Annotated in this window: 17 protein-coding genes and 4 pseudogenes; 13 read left to right on the plus strand and 8 right to left on the minus strand. The window is 72.2% G+C overall.

What is annotated here, in order from left to right; all coding sequences use genetic code 11:
• Window positions 1-106 precede the first annotated feature (106 nt).
• Window positions 107-2233: an alpha-galactosidase gene (locus ACZ5D2_RS09250; protein ID WP_468928341.1), complete on the minus strand. Its 2127-nt coding sequence runs from the start codon at window positions 2231-2233 to the stop codon at window positions 107-109.
• A gap of 174 nt (window positions 2234-2407) precedes the next feature.
• Here ACZ5D2_RS09250 and ACZ5D2_RS09255 point away from each other — a divergent pair, with 174 nt between their 5' ends.
• From ACZ5D2_RS09255 to ACZ5D2_RS09285, 7 genes are all read left to right on the plus strand, one after another.
• Window positions 2408-3568 carry an ROK family protein gene (locus tag ACZ5D2_RS09255; protein WP_371680814.1) on the plus strand — a complete coding sequence of 387 codons (1161 nt, stop codon included), beginning with the start codon at window positions 2408-2410 and terminating at the stop codon, window positions 3566-3568.
• A 166-nt stretch (window positions 3569-3734) separates the two neighbouring features.
• Window positions 3735-4958, plus strand: coding sequence for an ABC transporter substrate-binding protein (locus ACZ5D2_RS09260; RefSeq protein WP_468928344.1), 1224 nt, complete (start codon window positions 3735-3737; stop codon window positions 4956-4958).
• The gene (locus ACZ5D2_RS09265; RefSeq protein ID WP_468928346.1) at window positions 4958-5971 is read left to right on the plus strand and encodes a carbohydrate ABC transporter permease; all 1014 of its coding nucleotides are present in this window, start codon (window positions 4958-4960) and stop codon (window positions 5969-5971) included. Before ACZ5D2_RS09260 ends, ACZ5D2_RS09265 begins: the two co-directional genes overlap by 1 nt.
• 7 nt (window positions 5972-5978) lie before the next feature.
• Window positions 5979-6824 (plus strand): carbohydrate ABC transporter permease, encoded by an 846-nt coding sequence (locus tag ACZ5D2_RS09270; RefSeq protein WP_468928348.1) that lies wholly within the window; start codon window positions 5979-5981, stop codon window positions 6822-6824.
• Between the two features lie 76 nt (window positions 6825-6900).
• Window positions 6901-8877 (plus strand): glycoside hydrolase family 5 protein, encoded by a 1977-nt coding sequence (locus tag ACZ5D2_RS09275; protein WP_371680819.1) that lies wholly within the window; start codon window positions 6901-6903, stop codon window positions 8875-8877.
• 69 nt (window positions 8878-8946) lie between these two features.
• Window positions 8947-10701 carry a beta-galactosidase gene (locus tag ACZ5D2_RS09280; protein ID WP_468928351.1) on the plus strand — a complete coding sequence of 585 codons (1755 nt, stop codon included), beginning with the start codon at window positions 8947-8949 and terminating at the stop codon, window positions 10699-10701.
• A 114-nt stretch (window positions 10702-10815) separates the two neighbouring features.
• Window positions 10816-11244, plus strand: coding sequence for a nuclear transport factor 2 family protein (locus ACZ5D2_RS09285; protein ID WP_371680821.1), 429 nt, complete (start codon window positions 10816-10818; stop codon window positions 11242-11244).
• A 100-nt stretch (window positions 11245-11344) separates the two neighbouring features.
• On the opposite strand, the gene ACZ5D2_RS09290 is transcribed toward ACZ5D2_RS09285, so the two are convergent.
• Together ACZ5D2_RS09290 and ACZ5D2_RS09295 are read right to left on the minus strand one after the other, a co-directional pair.
• Window positions 11345-12769 (minus strand): FAD-binding oxidoreductase, encoded by a 1425-nt coding sequence (locus tag ACZ5D2_RS09290; RefSeq protein ID WP_371680822.1) that lies wholly within the window; start codon window positions 12767-12769, stop codon window positions 11345-11347.
• 205 nt (window positions 12770-12974) lie between these two features.
• Window positions 12975-13850, minus strand: a complete 876-nt coding sequence (locus tag ACZ5D2_RS09295; RefSeq protein WP_468928354.1) for a LysR family transcriptional regulator — start codon at window positions 13848-13850, stop codon at window positions 12975-12977.
• Window positions 13851-13921: 71 nt separating this feature from the next.
• Here ACZ5D2_RS09295 and ACZ5D2_RS09300 point away from each other — a divergent pair, with 71 nt between their 5' ends.
• Window positions 13922-14290 carry a nuclear transport factor 2 family protein gene (locus tag ACZ5D2_RS09300; protein ID WP_371680824.1) on the plus strand — a complete coding sequence of 123 codons (369 nt, stop codon included), beginning with the start codon at window positions 13922-13924 and terminating at the stop codon, window positions 14288-14290.
• A 16-nt stretch (window positions 14291-14306) separates the two neighbouring features.
• On the opposite strand, the gene ACZ5D2_RS09305 is transcribed toward ACZ5D2_RS09300, so the two are convergent.
• From ACZ5D2_RS09305 to ACZ5D2_RS09315, 3 genes and pseudogenes are all read right to left on the minus strand, one after another.
• The gene (locus tag ACZ5D2_RS09305) at window positions 14307-14621 is read right to left on the minus strand and encodes a hypothetical protein (RefSeq protein ID WP_371680825.1); all 315 of its coding nucleotides are present in this window, start codon (window positions 14619-14621) and stop codon (window positions 14307-14309) included.
• A gap of 105 nt (window positions 14622-14726) precedes the next feature.
• Window positions 14727-15116, minus strand: a pseudogene (locus tag ACZ5D2_RS09310) (histidine kinase dimerization/phospho-acceptor domain-containing protein); the annotation flags it as partial.
• A gap of 4 nt (window positions 15117-15120) precedes the next feature.
• Window positions 15121-15678: pseudogene (locus tag ACZ5D2_RS09315) on the minus strand (response regulator transcription factor); the annotation flags it as partial.
• An 83-nt stretch (window positions 15679-15761) separates the two neighbouring features.
• Here ACZ5D2_RS09315 and ACZ5D2_RS09320 point away from each other — a divergent pair.
• The 5 genes and pseudogenes from ACZ5D2_RS09320 to ACZ5D2_RS09340 form a co-directional block, all read left to right on the plus strand.
• Window positions 15762-16154, plus strand: a pseudogene (locus ACZ5D2_RS09320) (ferric reductase); the annotation flags it as partial.
• Between the two features lie 255 nt (window positions 16155-16409).
• Window positions 16410-16586 (plus strand): annotated as a pseudogene (locus ACZ5D2_RS09325) (FAD:protein FMN transferase); the annotation flags it as partial.
• Window positions 16587-16704: 118 nt separating this feature from the next.
• The gene (locus ACZ5D2_RS09330; RefSeq protein ID WP_468928357.1) at window positions 16705-17109 is read left to right on the plus strand and encodes a pyridoxamine 5'-phosphate oxidase family protein; all 405 of its coding nucleotides are present in this window, start codon (window positions 16705-16707) and stop codon (window positions 17107-17109) included.
• Between the two features lie 34 nt (window positions 17110-17143).
• A complete protein-coding gene (locus ACZ5D2_RS09335) occupies window positions 17144-17794 on the plus strand; it encodes an Rv1733c family protein (protein WP_468928359.1) in 651 nt (216 codons plus the stop codon).
• Window positions 17795-17957: 163 nt separating this feature from the next.
• A complete protein-coding gene (locus ACZ5D2_RS09340; RefSeq protein ID WP_371680829.1) occupies window positions 17958-18857 on the plus strand; it encodes a universal stress protein in 900 nt (299 codons plus the stop codon).
• 76 nt (window positions 18858-18933) lie between these two features.
• Here the strand turns inward: ACZ5D2_RS09340 and ACZ5D2_RS09345 are convergent, their stop codons facing one another.
• Together ACZ5D2_RS09345 and ACZ5D2_RS09350 are read right to left on the minus strand one after the other, a co-directional pair.
• Complete coding sequence (locus ACZ5D2_RS09345) at window positions 18934-21288, minus strand: phosphoketolase family protein (protein ID WP_468928361.1); 2355 nt, start codon at window positions 21286-21288, stop codon at window positions 18934-18936.
• Between the two features lie 173 nt (window positions 21289-21461).
• Complete coding sequence (locus tag ACZ5D2_RS09350; protein ID WP_371680831.1) at window positions 21462-21941, minus strand: hypothetical protein; 480 nt, start codon at window positions 21939-21941, stop codon at window positions 21462-21464.
• Window positions 21942-22120 lie beyond the last annotated feature (179 nt).

A 22120-nucleotide genomic window follows, 5' to 3' on the forward strand; every position in this document is an offset into this window, starting at 1 on the left:
TCGGTCCAGGGTGTCCGTGGGTGGGCGTGTGTCCGTGGGTGGTCGGCGCGGTCGGGGGCGGCCGGCACGGTCGGGGGTGCGGTCGCGGGGCTCGTCCGACGCGATGTCAGGGGGTGACGCGGCACAGCCGGATCAGCCGGCTCGCGTGGTCCCCCGTGGGCAGCCGCAGGTCGATTCCGCGGTGGACCAGGACGGCGCCGCTGTGCACGCGGTCCAGGTCCGGGTCCAGGTAGTGGGCGCCGGCGTCGAGGGCGGGCAGTCTGACGGGGGCGGCCGGGTGGCCGAACCGGGCCGAGGGGCGCCACGCGAGAACGGCGTGCTCGCTGCCGTCTTCGGCGGCGTAGTGGACGGCCGTCACTCCGCCCGCCCCCTCGACGCGGTACTGGAGGCCGAACTGCACCAGCGGACGGATCCGCTTGTACTCGGCCACGAGCCCGGCGGCCTCGTCGAGTTCCTCCTCGGACCAGGTCGTGAGGTCTCCGCCGAGGCCGAGCGCGCCGGACATGGCCACGTGGAAGCGGAAGCGCAGCGGAGTGAGCCGTCCGGTGGTGACGTTGGGGCTGTCGGTGACCCACGCGGCCATGACCCGGGCGGGGAAGAGCTGGCTGAAGCCGTCCTGGATCGCGATCCGGTCGACGGGATCGGTGTTGTCGGAGGTCCACACCTGGTCGGTGCGGGCGAGGATGCCGAGGTCGGCGCGCCCGCCGCCGCCCGCGCACGCCTCGATGCGCAGGCCCGGGTGGTCGGCGCGGAGCCGGTCCATGATGCGGTAGACGGCCCGGGTGTGGTCGATCCAGAGCCGGTCCGGATCGTGATGCCCTTCCCAGCCGGTATCGGTGAAGGCGCGGTTGGCATCCCATTTGAGCCAGTCGACCCGGTGGTCGCGGACGACGGAGTCGAGGGTGTGGTGGGCCCAGGCCTCCACGTCGGGCCGGGCGAGGTTCAGCACCAGTTGATTGCGCAGCTCGGTCGTCTCGCGCGTGGGGGAGTGGATGACCCAGTCCGGATGGGCGCGGTACAGCTCGCTGTCGCGGTTGACCATCTCGGGTTCCACCCACAGCCCGAACTCCATGCCGAGGCGGTGGACCTCGTCGGCGAGGGGGCGCAGTCCCTGCGGGAAGGCGTCGCGGCGCGGCACCCAGTCGCCGAGCCCCGCCGCGTCGCCCCGCCGCGCGCCGAACCAGCCGTCGTCCAGCACGAAGAGTTCGGCGCCGGCCCGGGAGGCCAGGTGGGCCAGCCGGACCTGTCCGGCCTGGTCGACGCCGAAACCGGTGGCCTCCCAGGAGTTGTAGACGACCGGCCGCTCCCGGCCGGGCTCGGGCAGCACCTGGTCCCGGACGTGGCCGTGCCAGGCGCGGCTGGCCGCGCCGAAGCCGTGCGGCGTGTAGAGGCCGGCGAACACGGGGGTGCGCAGGCTCTCGCCCGGTCGCAGCGTCCACCGCAGTCCCTCGTGCCCGAATCCGCCGGTCCAGGTGGTGCGGCCGACGGGGTCGCGGTGGAGGGTGATGCGCCAGCTTCCGCTCCAGGCCAGGGCGGTGCTCCACACCTCGCCCCGGTCTTCCGTCGCGGTGCCGTCGTCGAGCGCCAGCCAGGGGTTGGCGTGGTGGCCGGTGAGCCCGCGGCGGCTGGTGAGGACGGTCTCGGCGACGGGGAGCCGGTCGCGGTTCAGCTGGAACTCGCTGTTCCAGCCGCCCGTGAGATGGCTGAGCCGGTAGTCGGCGAGCGCGGGGGCCGTCCAGGAGGCCGAGTCCAGCCGGTCGATGGTGACGGGCCCGGCGTCGTCCTCCGCCGCCGCGGTGTGGGTGAGCTCCACCCAGCGTTCGATGACGTCACTGCCGGGGCGGACGCGGTAACACAGCTCGGCGTGCAGGGGGTAGTGGCGGTCGCGCAGGTGCAGGCGCAGCTCGCCGCCCTCGACGGTGTGCCCCGTGAACCGCCACTGGGCGCCGCTGGTTCCGTCGGCGAACCGGACCTGGAGGCCTGCCGGACCGAACCGCGCCCCGGTCTGCGGAGCGAGCTCGTCCGCGTCGGCGTCGGCTTCGAAGCTGCTGGCGGCGGGTGAGGCGGCGTCCGGCAGTCGGGACAGGGCCGCGGCGTCGAGCGGCGCGCCCCAGTACAGGTGCCGAGGGCTTCCGTCGAGGCCGATGCGCAGGGCGTACAGGCTGTTGGGCGTGCGCAGAAGGGCGACGCCGGGGCCGGGGTCGAAGGTGGCGAGCGGGAGCGCGGCAGACACGAAGGGGTCTCCTGGGGTGCGGAAAGGACCACGGCCGTACGAAGGGTGGTGCGGGCGAGAGCCCCGCTGCGCCGAACGCTCGGGTACAGGCCGTGAGTTGGGCCAGAGGCTAAGGCGGAGACGGGTGGGAAATCAATACTGGACGAAGTTATTTATTTGCTCTACGTTGCACCCGTGTTTCGAAACGACTCCCAACCACTGGTCACCGCACCGGCCGAAACCGCGGTCCTCGCCCTGCTCCTGGCCGAGGGCCCGCTCAGCCGGGTCGAGCTCGCGCGCCGGACGGGGCTGTCCTCGACGGCCATCACCAAGGCCGCGAGACCGCTCATCGATGACGGCTATCTGCACGAACTCGCGCCGGAACGCACCGCTCCGGGGGCCGGCCGGCCTGTCAACCCGCTGGCGGTCACCCCGGACCGGGAGTTCTTCGTCGGCGTGAAGATCAGCGACGACCGGCTGTTCGGCGTGGTGTGCGACCTGCGGGCCCGAGTGCGGGCGACGGCGGGCCGGACCCTCGGTGACTGCCGGCCCGAGGCGGTGAGCGTGCTCCTGACCGAACTCGTCGACGAACTGCTCGACGCCGAGCCCGCGTTCCGCGCCCGGACCCGGCACCTGGGCATCGCGGTCTCGGGAGACGTGGACCGGGCGAGCGGCCGGGTCCGCTTCTCCGGCCGCCTCGGCTGGAGCGATGTCCAGCTCGCCGACATGGTGAGCGCGTCCACCGGTCTGACGGTCACCGTCGAGAACGACGTCAAAGCACTCACCATCGCCGAGCACTGGTGGTTCGGGGAGGGAGTGGGCACCGGCTACTTCGCGCTGGTCACGATCGGCGCGGGCATCGGCTCCGCCATCGTCGTCAACGGACAGCTGGTGGAGGGCGCCTACGGCGTGGCCGGGGAGATGGGACACATCTGCGTCGACCCGGCCGGCCCGAGCTGCCGCTGCGGGTCGGCCGGCTGCGTCGAGGCCATCGCCTCCAGCGGAGCGATCCTCGAAGCCGTCCGCCGAGGCACCGGTCTCGGAGAACTCGCGTTCGAGCAGGCCGTGGAGATGGCCCGCGACGGCAATCCCGTGGCGCGGGAGGCGTTCGCCCGCGCCGGCCGCGCGATCGGGGTCGCCATCGCCACGCTCGTCAATCTCGTAGGCCCCGAACGCGTCGTGGTGAGCGGCGAGGGAACGGACACCTACGACCTGTTCGGACAGCACATCAAGGACGCCTACGCGTCCCACACCTTCGGGGCGGCGGGCCGGTGCCCGCTGTCGCTGCGCCCGCTCCCCTGGGAGGAGTGGGCCCGCGGGGCCGCCGCGGTGGCGGTACAGGCGCTGTTCCCGTAACACCGCGCACAGCTCACCCGACCGGCGCCCTTCCCTGCCGGCAAGCACTGAGGAAGGGCACCGGCCGGGTGGAACACACCCACATCACGCCTGCCTCACGGAAGGATGCGACATGCGCGCACACAGAACCGAGCTTAGCCGAAGGGGTTTCCTCGGCGGATCACTGATGATCGTCGCGGGAAGCGTGGTGACCACCGCCTGCAGTACGAACCCGGGCACGGGCGGCTCGTCCGCGGCCAGGACCACCCTGAACGTCTGGTACCACGCCTACGGCGAGGCCGGCGCGCAGCAGGCCGCGCTGCGCTACGCGACCGCCTTCACCAAGGCCCACCCGGACACCGCCGTCAAGGTCACCTGGGTCCCCGGCGACTACACGGCCAAGATCAACGCGACGCTGCTCACCGACTCGGCCCCGGACGTCTTCGAGATCGGCGACTTCAGCGACAGCCTGGCCCGCCGGGGCCAGATCGCCGCGCTGGACGACATCTACGGCAGCGCCAGGTCCGACTTCAACGACAACGCCATCGCCGGCGTGACCGTCGACGGCAAGCTCCACGGCGTCAAGATGATCGACGACGTCATGATGCTGTACTTCCGCAAGAGCAGGCTGTCCCGGGCCGGAATCACCCCGCCCACCACGTTCGACGAGCTCGTCACGGCGGCGAAGGCCCTCAGCACCAAGACGGGCAAGGGCCTGTTCGTCGGCAACGACGGACTGGGCGACAGCCCCATCCTCGCGGTCCGCTCCAACGGCGGCGACCTGGTGACCGACGGCAAGGTCGCCTTCGGCTCCCCGCAGGCGCTCGAAGCCCTGACCGGCCTGAAGCGCCTGCACGACGACAAGTCCCTGCTCCTCGGCTTCACCACCGACTGGTGGGACCCGTCCGCCCTCACCCAGGACGTCGTGCCCATGCAGTGGTGCGGCCTGTGGGCGATGCCCGCGATCAAGGCCGCGCTCGGCGACGACTTCGGCGTCCTGCCGTGGCCCGCCTTCAAGGCCGGCGGGAGCCCCGTCGTGCGCGTCGGCGGCTGGACCAGCTGCGTCAACGCCAAGGGCAGGAACGTGGACGCCGCCAAGAAGTTCGTCCAGTGGCTGTGGGTCCAGGAGAGCGGACTGCAGAAGGACTGGGCCGAGAGCTACGGTCTCCACGTCCCGCCCCGCAAGTCCGTGGCGGAGGGCGCCGAGAAGCTCTCCGGCGGCGCCGCCCGGGAGGCGGTGGAACTGGCCGCCAAGTACGGCAAGCCCAACCCGGGCACCTGGGACACCGCCGTGAGCGATGCCTTCAGGTCGGCCGCCGCGAAGATCGTCGGCGGGCAGGGGGACCCCGCGCAGGTCCTGGCGGAAGCAGTGGGCCGGGCCCAGGCGGTCGTCGACAAGCAGCGCGGCTGATGGTCGCGGCACCGCACACCGGCACCCCCCGGTCCGGGCCGTCCGGGCAGCCCGGGCCCGCGCCGGCCTCCGTGCCTTCCGACCGGCGCGCGGCCCGCGCCGCGCGGCGGCCCCGCACCGGACGCTCGGCCTGGGCCGCCTTCGCGCTGCTCACCGCGCCGATGCTGATCGGGCTCGGCGTCTTCAAGTACGTGGCCATCGGCTGGAGCTTCCTGCTCAGCCTGAGCGACGCCCGCGGCACCATAGCCCCCGGCCGGTGGGTGGGCCTGGACAACTACCGGACGCTGCTCTCCGACCGGACGTTCCGCGCTTCCCTCGGCCAGATCCTCCTGTTCACCGCGTTCATCGTGCCCGTCACCTTCGCGGCCTCCCTCGGGCTCGCCCTGCTGGTGCACCGGATCCGGCGGGGGCGGGCCGTGGTGCGCACCGCCTTCCTGATCCCGGCCGCCGTGTCCTACGTGGCCGCTTCGCTCCTGTGGAAGATGTGCCTGTTCAACGGGCTGCCCGCCGGCATCGCCAACACCCTCGCCGGATGGTTCGGCATGGACCCGGTCCCCTGGCTGCAGACCACGTCACCACCGCTGTACTGGATCGTCCTGGTCACCCTGCGGCTCTGGCTCCAGGTCGGCTTCTACATGGTGCTCTTCCTCGCCGGCCTCCAGGGCATCCCCAAGGACCTCTACGAGGCCGCCGCGCTCGACGGGGCGACGGGCCTGCGGCTGCTGCGCGGCGTCACGCTGCCGATGCTGCGCAACACCTCCGTCGCCGTCCTGATGCTGCTCTTCATCGCGGCCTTCCAGGCCTTCGACGAGTTCTACAACCTGTTCAACAGCGGGCTCTCCGGAACCGGCGCGGCCCCCGTGCAGACCCCGCTGGTCTACCTGTACAGCACCGCGATGGGCAGCCAGGACTACGGCCTCGGATCGGCCGGAGCGTTCGTGCTCACCGCCCTCATCGTCGGAGTGACCCTGATCCAGGGGCGCTTCACGGGTTTCGGGAGAAAGGAAGGATGAGCCGCACATGAGCACCGTGCCGAGACTCTCCGGAGCCCTGCGCCTCTCGGCGCGGGGACTGCTGGTGGGTCTGCTGACGACGGCCTTCCTGACACCCTTCTACCTGATGCTGCGCGGTGCCCTGATGGACACCCGTGGCGCGAGCTCACCGCACTGGACGTGGTGGCCGTCCACGATGCACTTCGAGAACTTCAGTGCGCTCTTCGCCGACCCGACCCTGTCCATGGGCAGGGCACTGGCGAACTCGGCCCTGATCGCCGTCATCACGGCTCCCGTCTCCACGCTCCTTGCCTCCGCCGCCGGCTACGCCTTCGCGCGGATACCCGTACCGGGACGCGGCATCCTGCTCGCCCTGGTCGTCGCCACCCTGATGATCCCCAGCTCGGTGACCTTCGTACCGACGTTCGTCGTGGTCGGCTCGATGGGCGGGGTGAACACGCTGTGGGGCATCATCGCGCCCGGCCTGTTCAACCCCTTCGCCGTCCTGCTGTTCCGCAACTTCTACCTCCGGTTCCCGGCCGAGGTCGAGGAGGCCGGACGGCTGGACGGGCTGGGCTGGTTCGGCATCTACCGCCGGATCGCCCTGCCGAACTCGGGAGCCATGCTCGCCTCGCTCGGAGCACTGGCGTTCATCGACAGCTGGAACTCCTTCCTGTGGCCCCTGGTCATCGGCCAGGACCCGTCGGCCTGGACGGCGCAGATCGCCCTGTCGACGTTCCTCACCTCACAGACCGTCAACCTGCCCGGCCTGTTCGCCGGAGCCGTCGTGACGATCGCCCCCCTGGCCGTCATGTTCCTGGTGGCCCAGCGCTACATCGTCGAGGGCATCGCCACCAGCGGCCTCAAAGGCTGACCCCGGGGCGACCGCCGCCGCCGACCGCACGCACGTCAAGAGCACGGCACATCCTCCATCCTCAGAAGGGGCCGACATGACAGGCACCCCACTGCTCCGACGCGCGACCGCGGCACTCGCCGTGCTGTCCGCGCTGCTCCTCGGCACGAGCACGGCCGCCGGCGCGGCGGCACCCGTTCCGGGCGGATCCGCCGCCGTGACCGCCACCCCGACCGGCAACCAGGCCACGCCCACGGTCCTGACCGGTCAGCAGCTGGCCGCCTCCTGGACGGGCCCCCTCAGCACCCGGGGCCGTTGGATCGTCGACGCCGGGGGCAACCGCTTCAAACTGAAGGCGGGCAACTGGGCGGGAGCCCAGGGGACGTGGACCGGAAGCGGGGACATCAACGATCCCGCCAGCCACATGCACGGCGAACCGGCCCACAGCATGCCGCTCGGACTGGACCGGGCCCCCATGGCCGCCATCCTCGCCGACTTCCACGGCCTGGGCCTCAACAGCATCCGGCTGCCGTTCTCCAACGCGCTCGTCCACGACACCACGCCCGTCCCGGACACGGCGGTCGCCGCCAACCCGCAGCTGAAGGGCAAGACCCCGCTCCAGGTCCTCGACGCCGTCATCGCGGCCCTCACCGCCGACGGCTTCGCGGTGATCCTCAACAACCACACGACCACCGCCCGCTTCTGCTGCGGCCTGGACGGCAACGAGCGCTGGAACAGCAGCCAGAGCACCCAGCAGTGGGTGGACGACTGGCTGTTCATGGTGAACCGCTACAAGGCCGACAAACGAGTGGTGGGCGCGGACCTGCGCAACGAGGTGCGCCGTGACACCTGGGACGACCCGAACTGGGGCCGGTACGACGGCCACGACGCCTACGCCGCCTTCGAAGAGGCCGGAAACCGGATCCTGCAGGCCGACCCCGACATGCTCGTCGTCATGGAGGGCATCAACTGGTACGGCGTCCCCCTCGCCGGACTCCCGCACGGGCGGCCGATGCTGACGCCGGTGGCCAACCTCTCCCACACGCTGATCGAGTCGGGCAAGCTCGTCTACGCCGCCCACTTCTACGCCTACACCGGCCCCGCCAACACCGGCGCGGGCAGCGGCCCCGGCTCCACCAGCGACCCGCGCTACCAGGACTTCACACCGCAGCAGCTCGCCCAGGTGGTCAACCAGGAGGCGCTGTTCGTCACCGAAGCCGGCCAGCACTTCACCGCCCCGGTGTGGATCAGCGAGTTCGGCGCCGGCGGCCGCGGCTCCGACGACGCCAAGGAACGGGCCTGGCTGCACAACTTCACCGACATCCTCACGGCCAACGACACCGACTTCGCGATCTGGCCCCTGGTCGGCTGGACCGACGGAGCCGGCGCCCCGATGGACAACTGGGCACTGCTGTCCTACAGCGCGACCGGCGTCCGCCAGGGCATCGAGGACGGCGGCGACTGGCGCGCCGACGACTGGAACAAGCTGGTCTCCGCGCCCGCCCGCACCGGCCAGGTGCCCCAGGTCAGCCACTGGAACATGCTCGACCTCGACCACGCCGACTACGACGTCTCCGCCACGATGTCGGCACAGCCGGACTGGTCGCCGGGCAACCGCAAGGGCAACTGCCCCGACACCCAGCGGCTGACGGGCCTCGGCCGCAGCGACAGCCGGGGCCTGTGCACCGACGCGGGCGAGCCCCGCAAGGCGGCCGGCGCCTGGACCGTGGTCACCGACGAGCGCTATGTCACCCGGGGCGACTGGGCGGACGGCTACAACAAGCTGCAGTGCCCCGAGAACTCCTTCGCCGTCGGCTACAGCGTGCGCGACAACGCCATGTCCGCGCTGCTGTGCGCTCCCGCCGCGGGCCCGCTGCCCGTCACCGGCCGGACCATCTGGTTCGACCACGGCGACAACCGCCCCGTCACCGGAGGCTCGACCGGCAGCGACTGGGCGCCCGGCTACTACAAGGGCCAGTGCGCCGACACCGAATACGTCGCCGGAGTCGCCTTCACATGGCGGTGGAACCACGGCGGCGTCCCCGACGCGCTGCTGTGCCGCCCGCTGGCCTGACGGGCGCCCCGCTCAACCGCTTTCCCCTTCCCCGCTTTCCCCTTCCCCGCTTCCCGAGGAGCGCACCGCATGCCCCGACTGGAGATCGCCGCAGACGGCTTCCGTCTCGACGACCGGCCGTTCCGCATCGTCTCCGGTGCCCTGCACTACTTCCGCGTTCACCCGGAGCAATGGGCCGACCGGCTCCACAAGGCGCGCCTGCTGGGCCTCAACACGGTCGAGACCTACGTCCCCTGGAACCTCCACGCCCGCCGGCGCGGGGAGTTCCGCCTCGACGGAGGTCTCGACCTGCCCCGCTTCCTCCACCTCGCCGCCGCCGAGGGCCTGCACGTGCTGCTGCGCCCCGGACCGTACATCTGCGCGGAATGGGAGGGCGGCGGCCTGCCCTCCTGGCTCCTCGCCGAGGAAGGCATCGCGCTGCGCAGCCGCGACCCGCGCTTCCTGCGTGCCGTGGACGAGTACCTCGGGGCCCTCATGCCGCCCCTCCTGGCCTCGCTCGGGAGCCGCGGCGGGCCGGTGCTCGCCGTCCAGCTGGAGAACGAGTACGGGGCCTACGGGGACGACCCCGGGTACCTCGCCGACCTGGCCGGGCTGCTCCGCCGGCACGGCGTGGACGTCCCCCTGTTCACCTGCGACCAGCCCTCGGACCTCGCACGCGGCGGTCTCGACGGAGTGCTGCGCACCGCCAACTTCGGCAGCAGGGCCGAGGCCGGCCTGGCCCGGCTGCGCGAGCACCAGCCCGACGGGCCCCTGATGTGCTCGGAGTTCTGGATCGGCTGGTTCGACCGGTGGGGCGGGACCCACGCCGTCCGCGACGCCGACGATGCCGCGGCCGAACTCGACCGGCTGCTCGCGGCCGGTGCCTCCGTGAACATCTACATGTTCCACGGCGGCACGAACTTCGGCTTCACCAACGGGGCCAACGACAAGGGGACGTACCGCCCCACCGTCACCTCGTACGACTACGACGCACTGCTGGACGAGGCGGGCGACCCGACCCCCAAGTACACCGCCTTCCGCGAGGTCATCGCGAAACACGCGCCGGTTCCCGACGAGCCGGTGCCCGCCCCCGCCCCGAAGCTCGGCCACGGGCCGGTCGCACTGACGCAATGCGCGCCCCTGCTGGCCCAGGCGGACCTCCTCGGCAGCGCCGAGGAGGCGGCCCGCCCGCTCACGATGGAGGAGCTCGGCCAGGACTTCGGCTTCGTCCTGTACGAGACCCGGCTGCCGGACGGGGGACCGGCCCTACTGCAGGCCGAAGACGTGCGCGACCGCGCGCAGGTCTTCGTGGACGGACAACCGGTCGGCGTGCTCGAACGGGAGGGCCGCGAGCACGCCCTGGCCTTCGCCGTCCCCCGCCCCGGAGCCCGGCTGACGGTGCTGGTGGAGAACCAGGGCAGGGTCAACTACGGGCCGGCCGTCCACGACCGCAAGGGACTCCTCGGCCGCACCGCCGTGGGCGGCCGGGAGCCGGCACTGTGGTCCAGCCGCGCCCTGCCCCTGGACGATCTCGCCGGCCTGTCCTTCACCGCCTCCGACCCGAAGTCGCCCCCGGTGGGGCCCGCGTTCCACCGCGGCCACTTCGACGTCGCACGGCCCGCCGACACCTTCCTCGCGCTGGAGGGCTGGACCAAGGGCAACGTCTGGATCAACGGCTTCGCGCTGGGCCGGTACTGGTCCCGCGGAGCCCAGGCCACGCTGTACGTCCCGGCCCCGGTGCTCAGGGCCGGCCGCAACGAGATCACCGTTCTCGAACTGCACGCCTCGACCACCGCCACGGTCGAACTGCGCGACCACCCCGACCTGGGCCCGACCGAGGAGTAGCCGAGGAAGACCACCGGCCATGACACGGGTCTCACGATGCAGAAGGAGCTGGTGGGAGTGGAGCCGGCCTTGGGAGGATGGGTGCTCCAACACGCCTACGCGGAAGATGAGTTCATGAACGAGAAAGACCCGAAGGTCGAGGCTGTCGAGAAGTTCTTCGCCGCCTACGCGGCCGGGGACGTCGAAGGCATGAGTGCCGTCCTGGCACCGGACATCCAGTGGACGATCCCCGGACGGCACCCGCTGTCCGGGACCAAGCACGGTGTCGCCGAAGTCCGCAGCTTCTTCGACCAGCTCGGCAAGGCCGGCTTCCAGGCCGACCCGATCTTCTTCGGCAGCAACGACGCGTACGTCGTGGACATCCACCGCGGCTGGACGACCGCGGGCACCGGCAAGGTCGACACGACCTGGGCCCTGGTGTGGCACTTCAACACCGACGGGCAGATCGACCGCGTCGTCAACCTGAGCGCTGACCAGCACCAGATGGACAACTTCGTCTGGGACAACTTCACCCTCGCACCGCTGCCCGACCGCCTCGCCTGACCGCCCCCCCCGGCGGGGCCCCCGGCTCCGGCCGCCCGGGCGACGGGCGGGCGGGCGGAGCCGGGGCCCCGCGACCTCGGACGCCGGTATCCGGGTCGGGTCAGGGGAGTGGCGGCGCGAGCAGTCCCGCGCCGTCGTAGCGGTGTCGGAGCGCCCGGAGCCGGGCCAGGTTGCCGCCGTAGGCGGCCCGCGTCTCGGTCTCGGTTTCGGGGAGGCCCGGTCTCAGTTCGACGTTGTAGACCCCGACGGTGTGCGCGGCCAGGGTACGCAGCGTGTCGCGGGCCCACGACGTGCAGGCCTCGGTGTCGGCGGCGTCGTCCCAGATCGCGTTCAGCGGGATGCTCCATTCGGCGGTCCTGCCCCAGAACGCGGTGGCGGTGTCGTCGACGTCGGCCAGAGCCCCGCCGGTGTGCTGGAAGTCGATGCGGCAGGCCCGCGTGGGTGCGGCGCGGATCCGCTCCGCCAGGGCGTCGGCGACCGCGGCGTCGAGGGTGGGACCGGTGAAGACCGCTTTGCCGAAGAACGAGCCACGCGGACCGTCACCCGGGCGGGGCAGCCGGATCGGTTCGGGCTCGGCGCCCCCGGCCCCGGGGATGGCGAACTCGGGCAGCCCGGCCAGATACCGCCCGGACCTCTCCGAGCGGTAGAGGGGAGGCGCGCCCGCCCCGGCGACGACGGCGGAGGCCGCCGACCTGGCTCGTCCCACGGCGCTGTCGTGCCGGCTCGCGCAAGCGGTGTAGACGAACAGGACCGGCTCGTGGGGCGAGAGGGAGGTGTAGCCGAGGACCGCGCTCATGGTGGTGTCGCGCGGAAGCTGCGGAGCGATCCGGAAATACGCGGCGAGCGCGTCCGTGCCCACCACTGCCCGGTCGACCCAGACCGGGGCGATCTCGTGGGTCCGGAACTCCGCGGAGGTGACCACCCCGACGCAGGGCGCGCCGCCCCGCACCGCCCACCACAGGTCGGCGTCCTCGCCGGCGCTCCTCTCCGAGAGACGCACGAGGTCACCGGAGGGGAGCACCAGCTCGACCCCCACGAGATGGTCGACGGTGAGCCCCAGGGACCTCGTCAGGTAGCCGACGCCCCCTCGGGTGGCCATCCCCAGGCCCGTGTGGCCGGACACGCCGACCGGCACCGCACGACCCGACGGGCCCAGAACCCCGAGCACGGTGGCCATCGTCGCCCCGCCGTCGACGACCACCCGCTCTCCGTCCGGACGGGCGGCATCGCGATGCTCCGAGAGGTCCAGCATGACGGCCCCGTCGGCGACACAGTTCGAGCTCAGACCGCCCCCGCGCACCGTGACCCGGACTCCCGCCCCGGTGGCGACCCGCATGACGGTCGCCACCTCCTCGGCCGTACGGGGCGCCACGACGCACGCGGGCCGTCGACGGGCGGCCTCGGGGAAGAACACGCGGGCCAGGGAGTCCTCGTACCCCGCGGTTCCGGGCGCGCGCACAGCCGCCCCGAGCGCGGACCGCAGCGGTCCGACGATGCCGTCCGATGGACGGATCGGCGCGCTCATCGCGGCTGCCGCTGTCGGAGACCGCCCGGTGGACGGGCTGAGGGTACGGGCATGTCACAACTGCTCACGGGGGCTCCGATTCCCGGCGGGCGGGTTTCGGGCGCGGAGCCTTCGGTTGTCCCGGATGGACGAGCAACAACCCCAGGAGGCTAGGCCGTCCGGACACCGCGCACAAGATCCCGCGACCGGGACTCACCGCACCTGCCTATGCGGCGCGCAGCGCGGCGAGGAGCCTGGTGCGCAGGAGCTGTACGGCTGGGGAGTGCTGACCCCGGCGGGTGATGAGGCCGAGCCGGGCGTGCGTGGCGGCGTCGGTGAGCGGGACGGTCCGCAGGCCCGTGCCCTGTGCGGAGGACGCGCTGAGGACGGCGGCGCCCGCGCCGCGCTCGGCGAGGCGCAGCAGGGCGACCGGGGAGCTGGCGTCGATGTCCACGCGCGGGTCGAGGCCGATCCTCTGGCAGGAGTCCTCGTAGGCCGCGCGGATGCCGGTGCCGGGGGAGAGACAGAGGATCTTCTCACCCCGGAGGTCTGCGAGGCGCAGTTCCGTGCGGTCGAGGGGGTGCCCGGCCGGGACGGCCGCGGTGATCGGCTCGTCGATGACGACGCTCACGTCCAGGCCTGGGGTGACATCGCCCGCGTAGCCGATCAGGGCCAGGTCGAGGGAGCCGGAGAGGACCTGGGTCTGGAGGTCGTCGGAGTAGCCCTCGTGAAGGCTGAGCTCGATGCCGGGGTGGGTGCGGCCGAGTTCGGCGACGGTGTCGAGGAAGGCCGGGATCGAGCAGCCCATGATCATGCCGAGACGGGCCCGGCCGCGAACGGCATCGGCGAATTCGGCGGCGGTGTGCTGGATGGCCTCCAGGGTGGCGAGGGCGTTCTTCGCGAGGGGGAGAACGGCCTCACCAACCGGGGTGAGGCGGATTCGACGGCCGGAGCGGTCGAGCAGCGGTTGGCCCAGCTCCGACTCCAGCTTGGCCACTTGGGTGCTGATGCCGGACTGGCTGACGTGCAGGCGATGGGCGGCGGCCGTGAAGGTGCCCTCGTCCACGATCGCGGCGAAGTAGCGCAGCTGATGTACTTCCATATGCGGTGATGATAGGTGCCATCGGATCCATCTGTTGGACGGATGGGTGAGGCGGGCCGGAGGATGGAGGCATGACGACGACGAAGACTGCGCGAGAGCTTGCCGAGACCTACTTCACCGCCTGGGAGGCGGGCGACTTCGAGGCATTGCGGGGGTTGCTGGCCGAAGACGTCGACTTCGTGGGAGCGCTGGGAACGGCGTCGGGGGTGGAGGAGGCGCTCGCCGGGCTGAAGGGGCTCGGACAGGTGCTGGAGAAGATCGACGTGAAGACGCGGGTCGCGGAAGGCGATGAAGTGATCACCTGGTTCGACCTGCACACGAGCGTTGCGCCGCCCGCACCGACCGCGAACTGGATGCACGTCGAGGACGGGAAGGTCACCCGTATCCGCGTGACCTTCGACCCGCGCGCACTGCTGGCGGGATTCGAGGAGCGCAACTGAGCGGGGAGGCCCACTGCTACGCCGGTTCCTCCCCACTGCGAACCGTGTCCGCGGGCATGGTGTGGGGAACGGTGGCGGCCGCATCGCCGCGTACGGCGTCGACCACCTCCTGGTGCAGGAGGCGGCTGTCCTCCTCGGACGAGCAGTGCACCGGACTGCCGGTGACCGTGAACCAGTCCGAACCGCCGCTGTACTGCACCGCCACATTGGCCTCCCGCCCCGACCAGGTGGTGTGCACGGTCAGGTCCCCACTGAGAACCCCCGCCTCCTCGGTGAGCACCCCGCCCCGTCCGGCGAAGACCCCTGTCGTCGTCCACGAAGCCCAGGTCATTGCGCATCGCCCCTCACCGCGGAGTGTCCTTGCCCCTTCCACGCTACGGCCGGGCCGGCGTTCTCGCGTGGTCGCCCCGCGGCAGCCCGCCGCATGCACGGACGGGGCGCGGACGTCATCGAGCGCGTCGAGGACGACGCGGGTCAGGTCCACCGGCCGCCGGTCCAGCGGGCGGCCGGCGTCGAGGCGGGCGAGCAGCAGCAGGTCGTCCACCAGTCCGCTCATCCGGGCGGACTCCGCGGCCACGCGTCCGAGGGCCTGGCGGACCTCGTCGGGAACGGGGCCGGGATGGCGCAGCGCCGGCTCGGCACGGGCCCGGATCGTCGCCACGGGTGTGCGCAGCTCGTGGCCGGCATCGGCGGCGAAGGCGCGCAGCCGCTCCTCGCTGACATGGCGGCGGGTCAGGGCGTCGCCGACGTGGCCGAGCATGCGGTCGAGCGCGGTGGCGACCCGGCCGACCTCGGTGTCCGGATCCGTGTACGGGACCGGATCGGGCCTCCTTCGACAGCACGCGGCGCGGGTTGCGCATCAGGAACCGCAGCAGTTCGAACTCGGTCCGGGACAGTTCGACGATCTGTCCGCCCCGCGCCACTTCGCGTGCCTCTTCGTCCATGACGAGGTCCCCCGCCACCAGGCACGGGCTCTGACCGCCGCGGACCATCCCCGCCCGCCGCATCAGCCCCCGCAGCCGCGCCTGCACCTCCTCAAGGCTGAACGGCTTGGTGACGTAGTCGTCGCCGCCCGCCGTGATGCCCGCGATGCGGTCCTCCACCGCGTCCCGCGCCGTCAGGAACAGGAAGCACACACCGGGGCAGAGCCCGCGCAGCGCCCGCAGGACGGAGAGCCCGTCCAGATCGGGGAGCATCCAGTCGAGGACGACGAGGTCGGGACGGAACCGCGCCGCGCACGCGAGGGCTCCGGCGGCGTCCGCCGCGGTGCGGACGTCCCAGCCCTCCGAACGCAGGGCCGCGCCGAGCACGTCGGTGAGGTCCGGTTCGTCGTTCTCAGAAAAAGTTCCGCACCGGTGTGGATCCGGCCCCGCCGGCCGCCCGCGCACCGCGTGCGGGACCGCTTCCCGAGAGACAGGAGACGCCGTGGCCGCGTATCCCGCCACCGACACGACCCGTAGGCCCGGGTAGCGGGCTGTGGTGGACCGCGAACCCGTACTCGCTGTCCGCCCCGGCCGACCCGAGATGTCTGCGGATCACGGTGAAGGCCCTCGACGCCCACAGCGCCGCCCTGGCCCGGCTCACCCCGGGCACCCGCGTGTGGGCCGAAGGCCCCTACGGCGCGCTCACCGCACGGAACACCGGAGCCGGACGCGGGGCCCGGGCGTACTACTCGGTGGGGGACGAGCCGGCCGGGCACGAGCTGGCGCTCACCGCCCCCTGCCTCACCGCCCTCGTTCCCGACCTCGGCCACCGGGACGTCTACCTGTGCGGTCCGCCCGGCATGACCGAAGCCGCCGGCGCCGCCCTGAGGGGAGCCGGGGTCGCACCCCACCGGATCCACCAGGAGTCCTCCGCCCTGTGACCCGCCCCCACACCGCTTCCCGATGGCCCCCACCCGTCTCCCGAGGAGCCCCGTTGCGTCGTACAGCCGTCACCACCGCAGCGACCGTGACAGGCATCGTCTCGCTGCTCGCGCTCAAGCCCCACCAGGCCGCCCGCCCCGCCCTCTCCGCGCAGTCGCCGGCCGCGCCGGACCCGACGACCGGGGCGGCGGCAGGTACGACGGGATCGAGCCGCTCCGGCACCTTCACCGGCGACGTGATCGACACGCGCTGCCGTGGCCACCTCGGGCGGTGCCGAGCGCGGAGCGCACGTCCTCGACCCCCGGACCGGCCGCGCCGCCCACCGGCTCCTGGCCGCCACGGTCACCGGCCCCGACCTGACCTGGGCCGACAGCTGGGCCACCGCGGCCGTCGTTCTCGGCCCCGACGCCCATACGTGGATCGCGTCGCGGCCGGGGTACGAGCTCCTCACGGTCGACCTGGACGGGCAGGCCCGCCGAAGCGGCGGCTTCCCGCTCACGGGATCGGGGGAGGGCACGGGCGACGCGATCTCGCACCCCGAGCGGAGATGTGACGCTCGGCGAGGAGGAATGCCGGCGGCTGCTTTCGACGCACGGCACGGGCCGCGTCGCGATCTCCACCGCGGAAGGCCCCGCGATCTTCCCGGTCAGCTACGTCGCCGCCGCCGACGGGGCACTGCTCGCGCCGGGAACCCGGACGCAGCGGAGGCGAGGCGCCTTCGACGCGGAGCACACTGAGAGCATGGAGGAGAAGGACCACCGGGAGCCCGGCACTGATACACGTGGCCGGAGCGGACGGCCACCGGTGGGTACGGAGAGTGTCGTCACGACCGGGAAGGGAGTGCTCGTGGCCCACGGCGGCAGGCACGGCACGACGGCCGGCATCGCCCCACGGATCAGCCGGAGCCGGGCCCATCACATCGGCATCGGCACCGGACCCGGCACCGCGCACTGAGCGGATCGGCACCCTCGCAGCGAGGAGGTGCGGCATGTTCCACCGAAGCTCGTCCGGACCAGGACGCAGGGGTTCGCAGGACGGCCCCACGAGTCGACAGCACTGGCATCGTGCGCCGTCCAACCCGCTCCGGCGGGCGACGGACCGTACCCGCAGCCGCTGGCTCCTCGTCTTCGCGCTGTCGTGCCTTCTCGCCGCGGCCTGTGGGGTCCAGGTGGGACTCACCTCCATGGACAACGGGCTCCGCGCGGCCGCGGAGCTGGCACGGCAGCGACATCCGGTGAAAGCGACCACCGTCGGCGAGGTCACGCGGCACACCCCGGCCGGGGTCAACGGCGCCGCCACAGTGGCCCGCGTGCAGTGGCGGTATCCCCCCGCCTCCCAGCACACGGCCACGCTGCCCGTCCCGGCGGGGACGCCCGTGGGGCACACCGTCCCGCTGTGGGTCGACGACACCGGCGAGATCGCCTCCGTTCCCCGGGCGGCGACCGAACTGGCGTCGGACGCCGTCGCGGCCGGAGCGGGCAGTGCGGGACTGATCACGCTCGCCGCCGCGGGAGTCGTCTCCCTGCGGCTGCGCAGCGTGGAAGCGCGCAACCTGACCGAGTGGGAGCGCGACTGGGAACGTGTCGAACCGGGCTGGTCCGGCCGCCTCCGTCCGGGCCGCGATGCCGGTGACGACTGAGGCCCCGCCGCACCCGCACGCCGCCGAACCGGGCCCACCGCTGACCCTGGGGGGGAGAACCCTGGTCGGTCGTGGGCGACGCGGGGATCGTAGGCCCCCCCCGGCCGGGTGAGGCCCGGTGCCGGCGTGGTGGCTGTCCCTACCGGCTCGGCGAGGAGGAATCATGGAAGGGCCCCGAGACCCGGACGTCAGCTCGGTCATCGTGGGTGTCGACGGGTCCGATTCCGCCCGCGCGGCCGTGCTGTGGGCCGCCGCGGAGGCCGTACGCCGCGACCGTCCGCTGCACGTCGTCCACGGGGCCGACACCGACGGAAAGGCGCTACGCCTGTCGGCCTACACCATCGAACGGGTCGACGAGGCCGGCGGCGCACTCCTCCGGGAGACGGCCGAGGCGGTCGCGGCCGAACACCCGGGTCTGCGCGTCACCACGGAATTCAGCCGAAGCGATCCGGTGACGAGCCTCCACCGGGCCGCCGGACTCCACGGCACCATCGTGGTGGGCAACCGGGGCCGGGGCGGCTTCGGCCCTCTCACGCTCGGCTCGGTGGCCCTCAAGACCGCAGCGGGTGCCAGGACCCCGCTGGTCGTGGTCAGGGGAGCCGGGAGCGGAACCGAGGCAGGAGTCGTCGCCGTGGCCGTCCGGGACGAGCACGACCTCCCGTGCGCCCGGTACGCCGCGCGTGAGGCGGAGTTGCGCGAGGCGTCGCTGCGGCTGCTGCACGTGTGGAAGATGCTGCAGTCCGTCAGGAACGTCGTGACCATGGTCGACAACATCGAGGACCTCGCGGGCGGGCACGTCGAGAAGCTGAAGGCCGTCAGGGAGCGGATCCGGGACGAATACCCCGACCTCACCGTCGAGGCGGACGCGGACAAGGCGATGTCGGTGGCCGATGTCCTGGTCGAGGCGTCGAATCACGCAGACCTGCTGGTCATGAGCGGTCGTCGCGCGCCCGGACACATGGGCCCCAGCCTTGGGCGGGTCACCCACGCCGTGGCGCGCCATGCCCACTGCCCCGTGCTTCTGGTTCCCCGTCACGGCCGGGAGATGTGGAGCGAGTCATGAGCGCGGTCGGCATCGACCCGGCCGGGGGCCGGCGTCCGGCCGACAGGGGCCGGCCCCGGACGTCTGGGCAGGGCCGTCAGTACGGCCAGGACCAGTCCACGACCTCCGGGAGGTCACTTCCGTGGGCGCGGATCCAGTCGTGGTGGCGGATCCGCTGGTCGGCCATGGTCTGGCGCACGGCCGCGGCGCGTTCCGCCAGGCCGGGAACGCGGTCGATGACGTCCATGACGAGCCGGTACCGGTCGAGGTCGTTGCGCACCACCATGTCGAAGGGCGTGGTGGTGGTGCCCGACTCCTTGTAGCCGCGAACGTGCAGGTGGGGGTGGCCGGCCCGGCGGTAGGCGAGCCGGTGGATCAGCCACGGATAGCCGTGGTACGCGAAGATCACCGGTGTGTCCGTGGTGAACAGGGAGTCGTACTCGACGTCCGTCATCCCGTGCGGGTGTTCCTCCCGGGGCATCAGGCGCGTGATGTCGACGACGTTGACGACCCGGACGGCCAGGGACGGCAGGTTCTCGCGGAGCAGCGCCGCCGCGGCGAGCACCTCCTGGGTCGGGACGTCGCCCGCGCAGGCCAGCACCACGTCGGGCTCGCGCGTGCCGTCGTCCGTCCCCGCCCAGTCCCAGATGCCGGCGCCGCGGGCGCAATGGATCCGGGCCTGGTCCATCGGCAGCCAGTCGAAGGAGGGCTGCTTGCCCGCGACGATCACGTTGACCTGGTCCCGGCTACGCAGGACGTGGTCGGCGACCGCGAGGAGGGTGTTCGCGTCGGGCGGGAAGTAGGCGCGCACGACCTCTGGACTCTTGTTGAGGACGTGGTCGACGAAGCCCGGGTCCTGGTGGGAGAAGCCGTTGTGGTCCTGGCGCCAGACGTGCGAGGTCAGCAGGTAGTTGAGGGACGCGATCGGGGCGCGCCACGGAAGCCCGCGCGCAGTCCGCAGCCACTTCACGTGCTGGGCGACCATCGAGTCGACGATGTGCGCGAAGGCCTCGTACGTGGAGAAGAGTCCGTGCCGGCCGGTCAGCAGGTACCCCTCCAGCCAGCCCTGGCAGGTGTGCTCGGAGAGGATCTCCATCACCCGCCCGCCGCGCGCCAGGTGCACATCGGTGGGCTCGGTCGCCTCCTGCCAGGCCTTGCCCGTGACGTCGAAGAGGTCGTCGAGCCGGTTGGAAGCGGTCTCGTCCGGGCCGACGACGCGGAAGTCACGCCTGCCCTCGGTCTCCCTCATCACCTCGGCCAGCAGGGAACCCAGCACCCGGGTGGGCTCGTGGACCGAGCGGCCGGGCTTGTCCACCGCGACCGCGTGGGCCTCGGGCTCCGGCAGCGGGAGCGGACGCAGCAGCAGCCCGCCGTTGGCGTGCGCCGTCGCGCCGAGCCGCAGGTCACCGGGCGGAGCGCAGGCCAGGACCCGCTCCGTGGGACGGCCCTCGGAGTCGAAGAGTTCCTGTGGCCGGTACGAGCGCAGCCACTGTTCCAGCATCCGCAGGTGCTCGGGGTTCTCCCGTACGGAGGCCAGCGGGACCTGGTGGGCCCGCCACGTTCCCTCGACGGGGTCGCCGTCCACCGCGACCGGGCCGGTCCAGCCCTTGGGGGTCCGCAGGACGATCACGGGCCACGGGCGGCGGCTGGAGCCGCCCCCGCCGATCCGAGCCTCGCTGCGGATCCCGGAGATGAGGTCCAGGGCCCGGTCCAATGCCCTGGCCATGGCCTGGTGCACGCGGTGGGGATCGCTGCCCGTGACGTAGAGCGGCTCGTGGCCGTAGCCCCGCAGCAGCCCGTCCAGTTCGGCCTCGGGGATGCGGGACAGCACGGTCGGGTTGGCGATCTTGTAGCCGTTGAGGTGGAGGATCGGCAGGACCGAGCCGTCGCGCACCGGGTCGAGGAACTTGTTCGAGTGCCATGAGGCCGCGAGCGGCCCCGTCTCTGCCTCGCCGTCACCGATGACGCACGCCACGAGCAGGCCGGGGTTGTCGAAGGCGGCGCCGTAGGCGTGTGCGAGCGAGTAGCCGAGCTCGCCACCCTCGTGGATCGACCCCGGAGTCTCGGGTGCCACATGACTGGGGACCCCGCCGGGGAAGGAGAACTGCCGGAACAGCCTCCGCATCCCCTCGCCGTCCCGGCTGATGTCCGGGTACGTCTCGGTGTACGTGCCCTCCAGCCAGGAGTTCGCCAGGACGGCGGGCCCGCCGTGCCCCGGACCCCAGACGCACAGGGCCTCCTGGCCCCGCTCCTTGATCACCCGGTTGAGGTGGGTGTACACGAGGTTGAGGCCGGGGGAGGTACCCCAGTGGCCGAGCAGCCGTGGCTTGATGTGTTCGGGCCTCAGCGGTTCGGTCAGCAGCGGGTTGTCCATCAGGTAGATCTGCCCGGCGGCCAGGTAGTTGGCGGCGCGCCAGTGGGCGTCGAGCTCGGTGATCGGGTACTGCGTCATCTCCGCTCCTTCGTGCGGCGGACCGAGAAGTTCGTCGACTGGGCCGACATCAACACGGTGCCGCGGACGGCCGCCGGCCGACAGGGGAGAGAGGTCCCCCTTGAGGGACCATCGGACCTTGCGGCAGCGCCACGACGAGGACGACGCCGAGGGCCGACGACGCCAGTGCCGGCCTAGATCCGGGTGTCGTCCTGGTTGCGGCGGCTGTCGGAATCCAGGGCCGTGACGGTGAAGCAGACGGCAGCTCCGAGGCCGAGGAAGAAGAAGACCGGGTTGACGTGGCCGGGGACGGAGACGGCGTAGTCGCCGATGTCGTCGGTCTCGCACACGAAGCGCAGGGGCACGTACTCCACCCGGTAGCCGGTGATCCCTTCCGCCCGCTGCTCCCAGCCCGGGGTACGGCAGGGCGGGATGGGGATCGAGTCCGTGCCGCCGTCCTCCGCCGACATGACCGCGCCGGTGACGTGCAGCAGGCCCCAGGTGTACACGCCCAACGCGATCGCCGCCTGGGCGAAGCCGGCCGTGCGCAGCCAGGCGTGGCTGTCGGCGCGCTGCGGTCCGCCGGCCCGGGCCAGAACACCGATGGCCCGGCCCGCGAAGACGAACGGAAGGATCAGACCGGCCGGGACGAGAAACAAGAGGAAGAAGGCCATCACCCGACTTCAGCAGGGCTGTGGGAGCAAGTGCTGTGGCGTAGCCCACAACTGCGGCAATAAGTTCGTAACTCCGGCGGTTTGGCCCGGGGTCGGTTGGCCTTCGGTCCGTCGATCCGCGGCCTGACACCCTCGGGCTCGGCGTGGACGGTGGTTTCTCGCGCCGCCCCGACGGAATG

The sequence above is a fragment of the Streptomyces sp. NPDC031479 genome (assembly GCF_055581065.1).

Excerpts from the sequence above, each read along its gene's own strand:
- ACZ5D2_RS09260 (WP_468928344.1), top strand. The coding sequence starts at position 3,735 with ATGATCGTCGCGGGAAGCGTGGTGACCACCGCCTGCAGTACGAACCCG.
- ACZ5D2_RS09265 (WP_468928346.1), top strand. The coding sequence starts at position 4,958 with ATGGTCGCGGCACCGCACACCGGCACCCCCCGGTCCGGGCCGTCCGGG.
- ACZ5D2_RS09270 (WP_468928348.1), top strand. The coding sequence starts at position 5,979 with ATGAGCACCGTGCCGAGACTCTCCGGAGCCCTGCGCCTCTCGGCGCGG.
- ACZ5D2_RS09275 (WP_371680819.1), top strand. The coding sequence starts at position 6,901 with ATGACAGGCACCCCACTGCTCCGACGCGCGACCGCGGCACTCGCCGTG.
- ACZ5D2_RS09280 (WP_468928351.1), top strand. The coding sequence starts at position 8,947 with ATGCCCCGACTGGAGATCGCCGCAGACGGCTTCCGTCTCGACGACCGG.
- ACZ5D2_RS09285 (WP_371680821.1), top strand. The coding sequence starts at position 10,816 with ATGAACGAGAAAGACCCGAAGGTCGAGGCTGTCGAGAAGTTCTTCGCC.
- ACZ5D2_RS09290 (WP_371680822.1), bottom strand. The coding sequence starts at position 12,769 with ATGAGCGCGCCGATCCGTCCATCGGACGGCATCGTCGGACCGCTGCGG.
- ACZ5D2_RS09295 (WP_468928354.1), bottom strand. The coding sequence starts at position 13,850 with ATGGAAGTACATCAGCTGCGCTACTTCGCCGCGATCGTGGACGAGGGC.
- ACZ5D2_RS09300 (WP_371680824.1), top strand. The coding sequence starts at position 13,922 with ATGACGACGACGAAGACTGCGCGAGAGCTTGCCGAGACCTACTTCACC.
- ACZ5D2_RS09305 (WP_371680825.1), bottom strand. The coding sequence starts at position 14,621 with ATGACCTGGGCTTCGTGGACGACGACAGGGGTCTTCGCCGGACGGGGC.
- ACZ5D2_RS09335 (WP_468928359.1), top strand. The coding sequence starts at position 17,144 with ATGTTCCACCGAAGCTCGTCCGGACCAGGACGCAGGGGTTCGCAGGAC.
- ACZ5D2_RS09340 (WP_371680829.1), top strand. The coding sequence starts at position 17,958 with ATGGAAGGGCCCCGAGACCCGGACGTCAGCTCGGTCATCGTGGGTGTC.
- ACZ5D2_RS09345 (WP_468928361.1), bottom strand. The coding sequence starts at position 21,288 with ATGACGCAGTACCCGATCACCGAGCTCGACGCCCACTGGCGCGCCGCC.
- ACZ5D2_RS09350 (WP_371680831.1), bottom strand. The coding sequence starts at position 21,941 with ATGGCCTTCTTCCTCTTGTTTCTCGTCCCGGCCGGTCTGATCCTTCCG.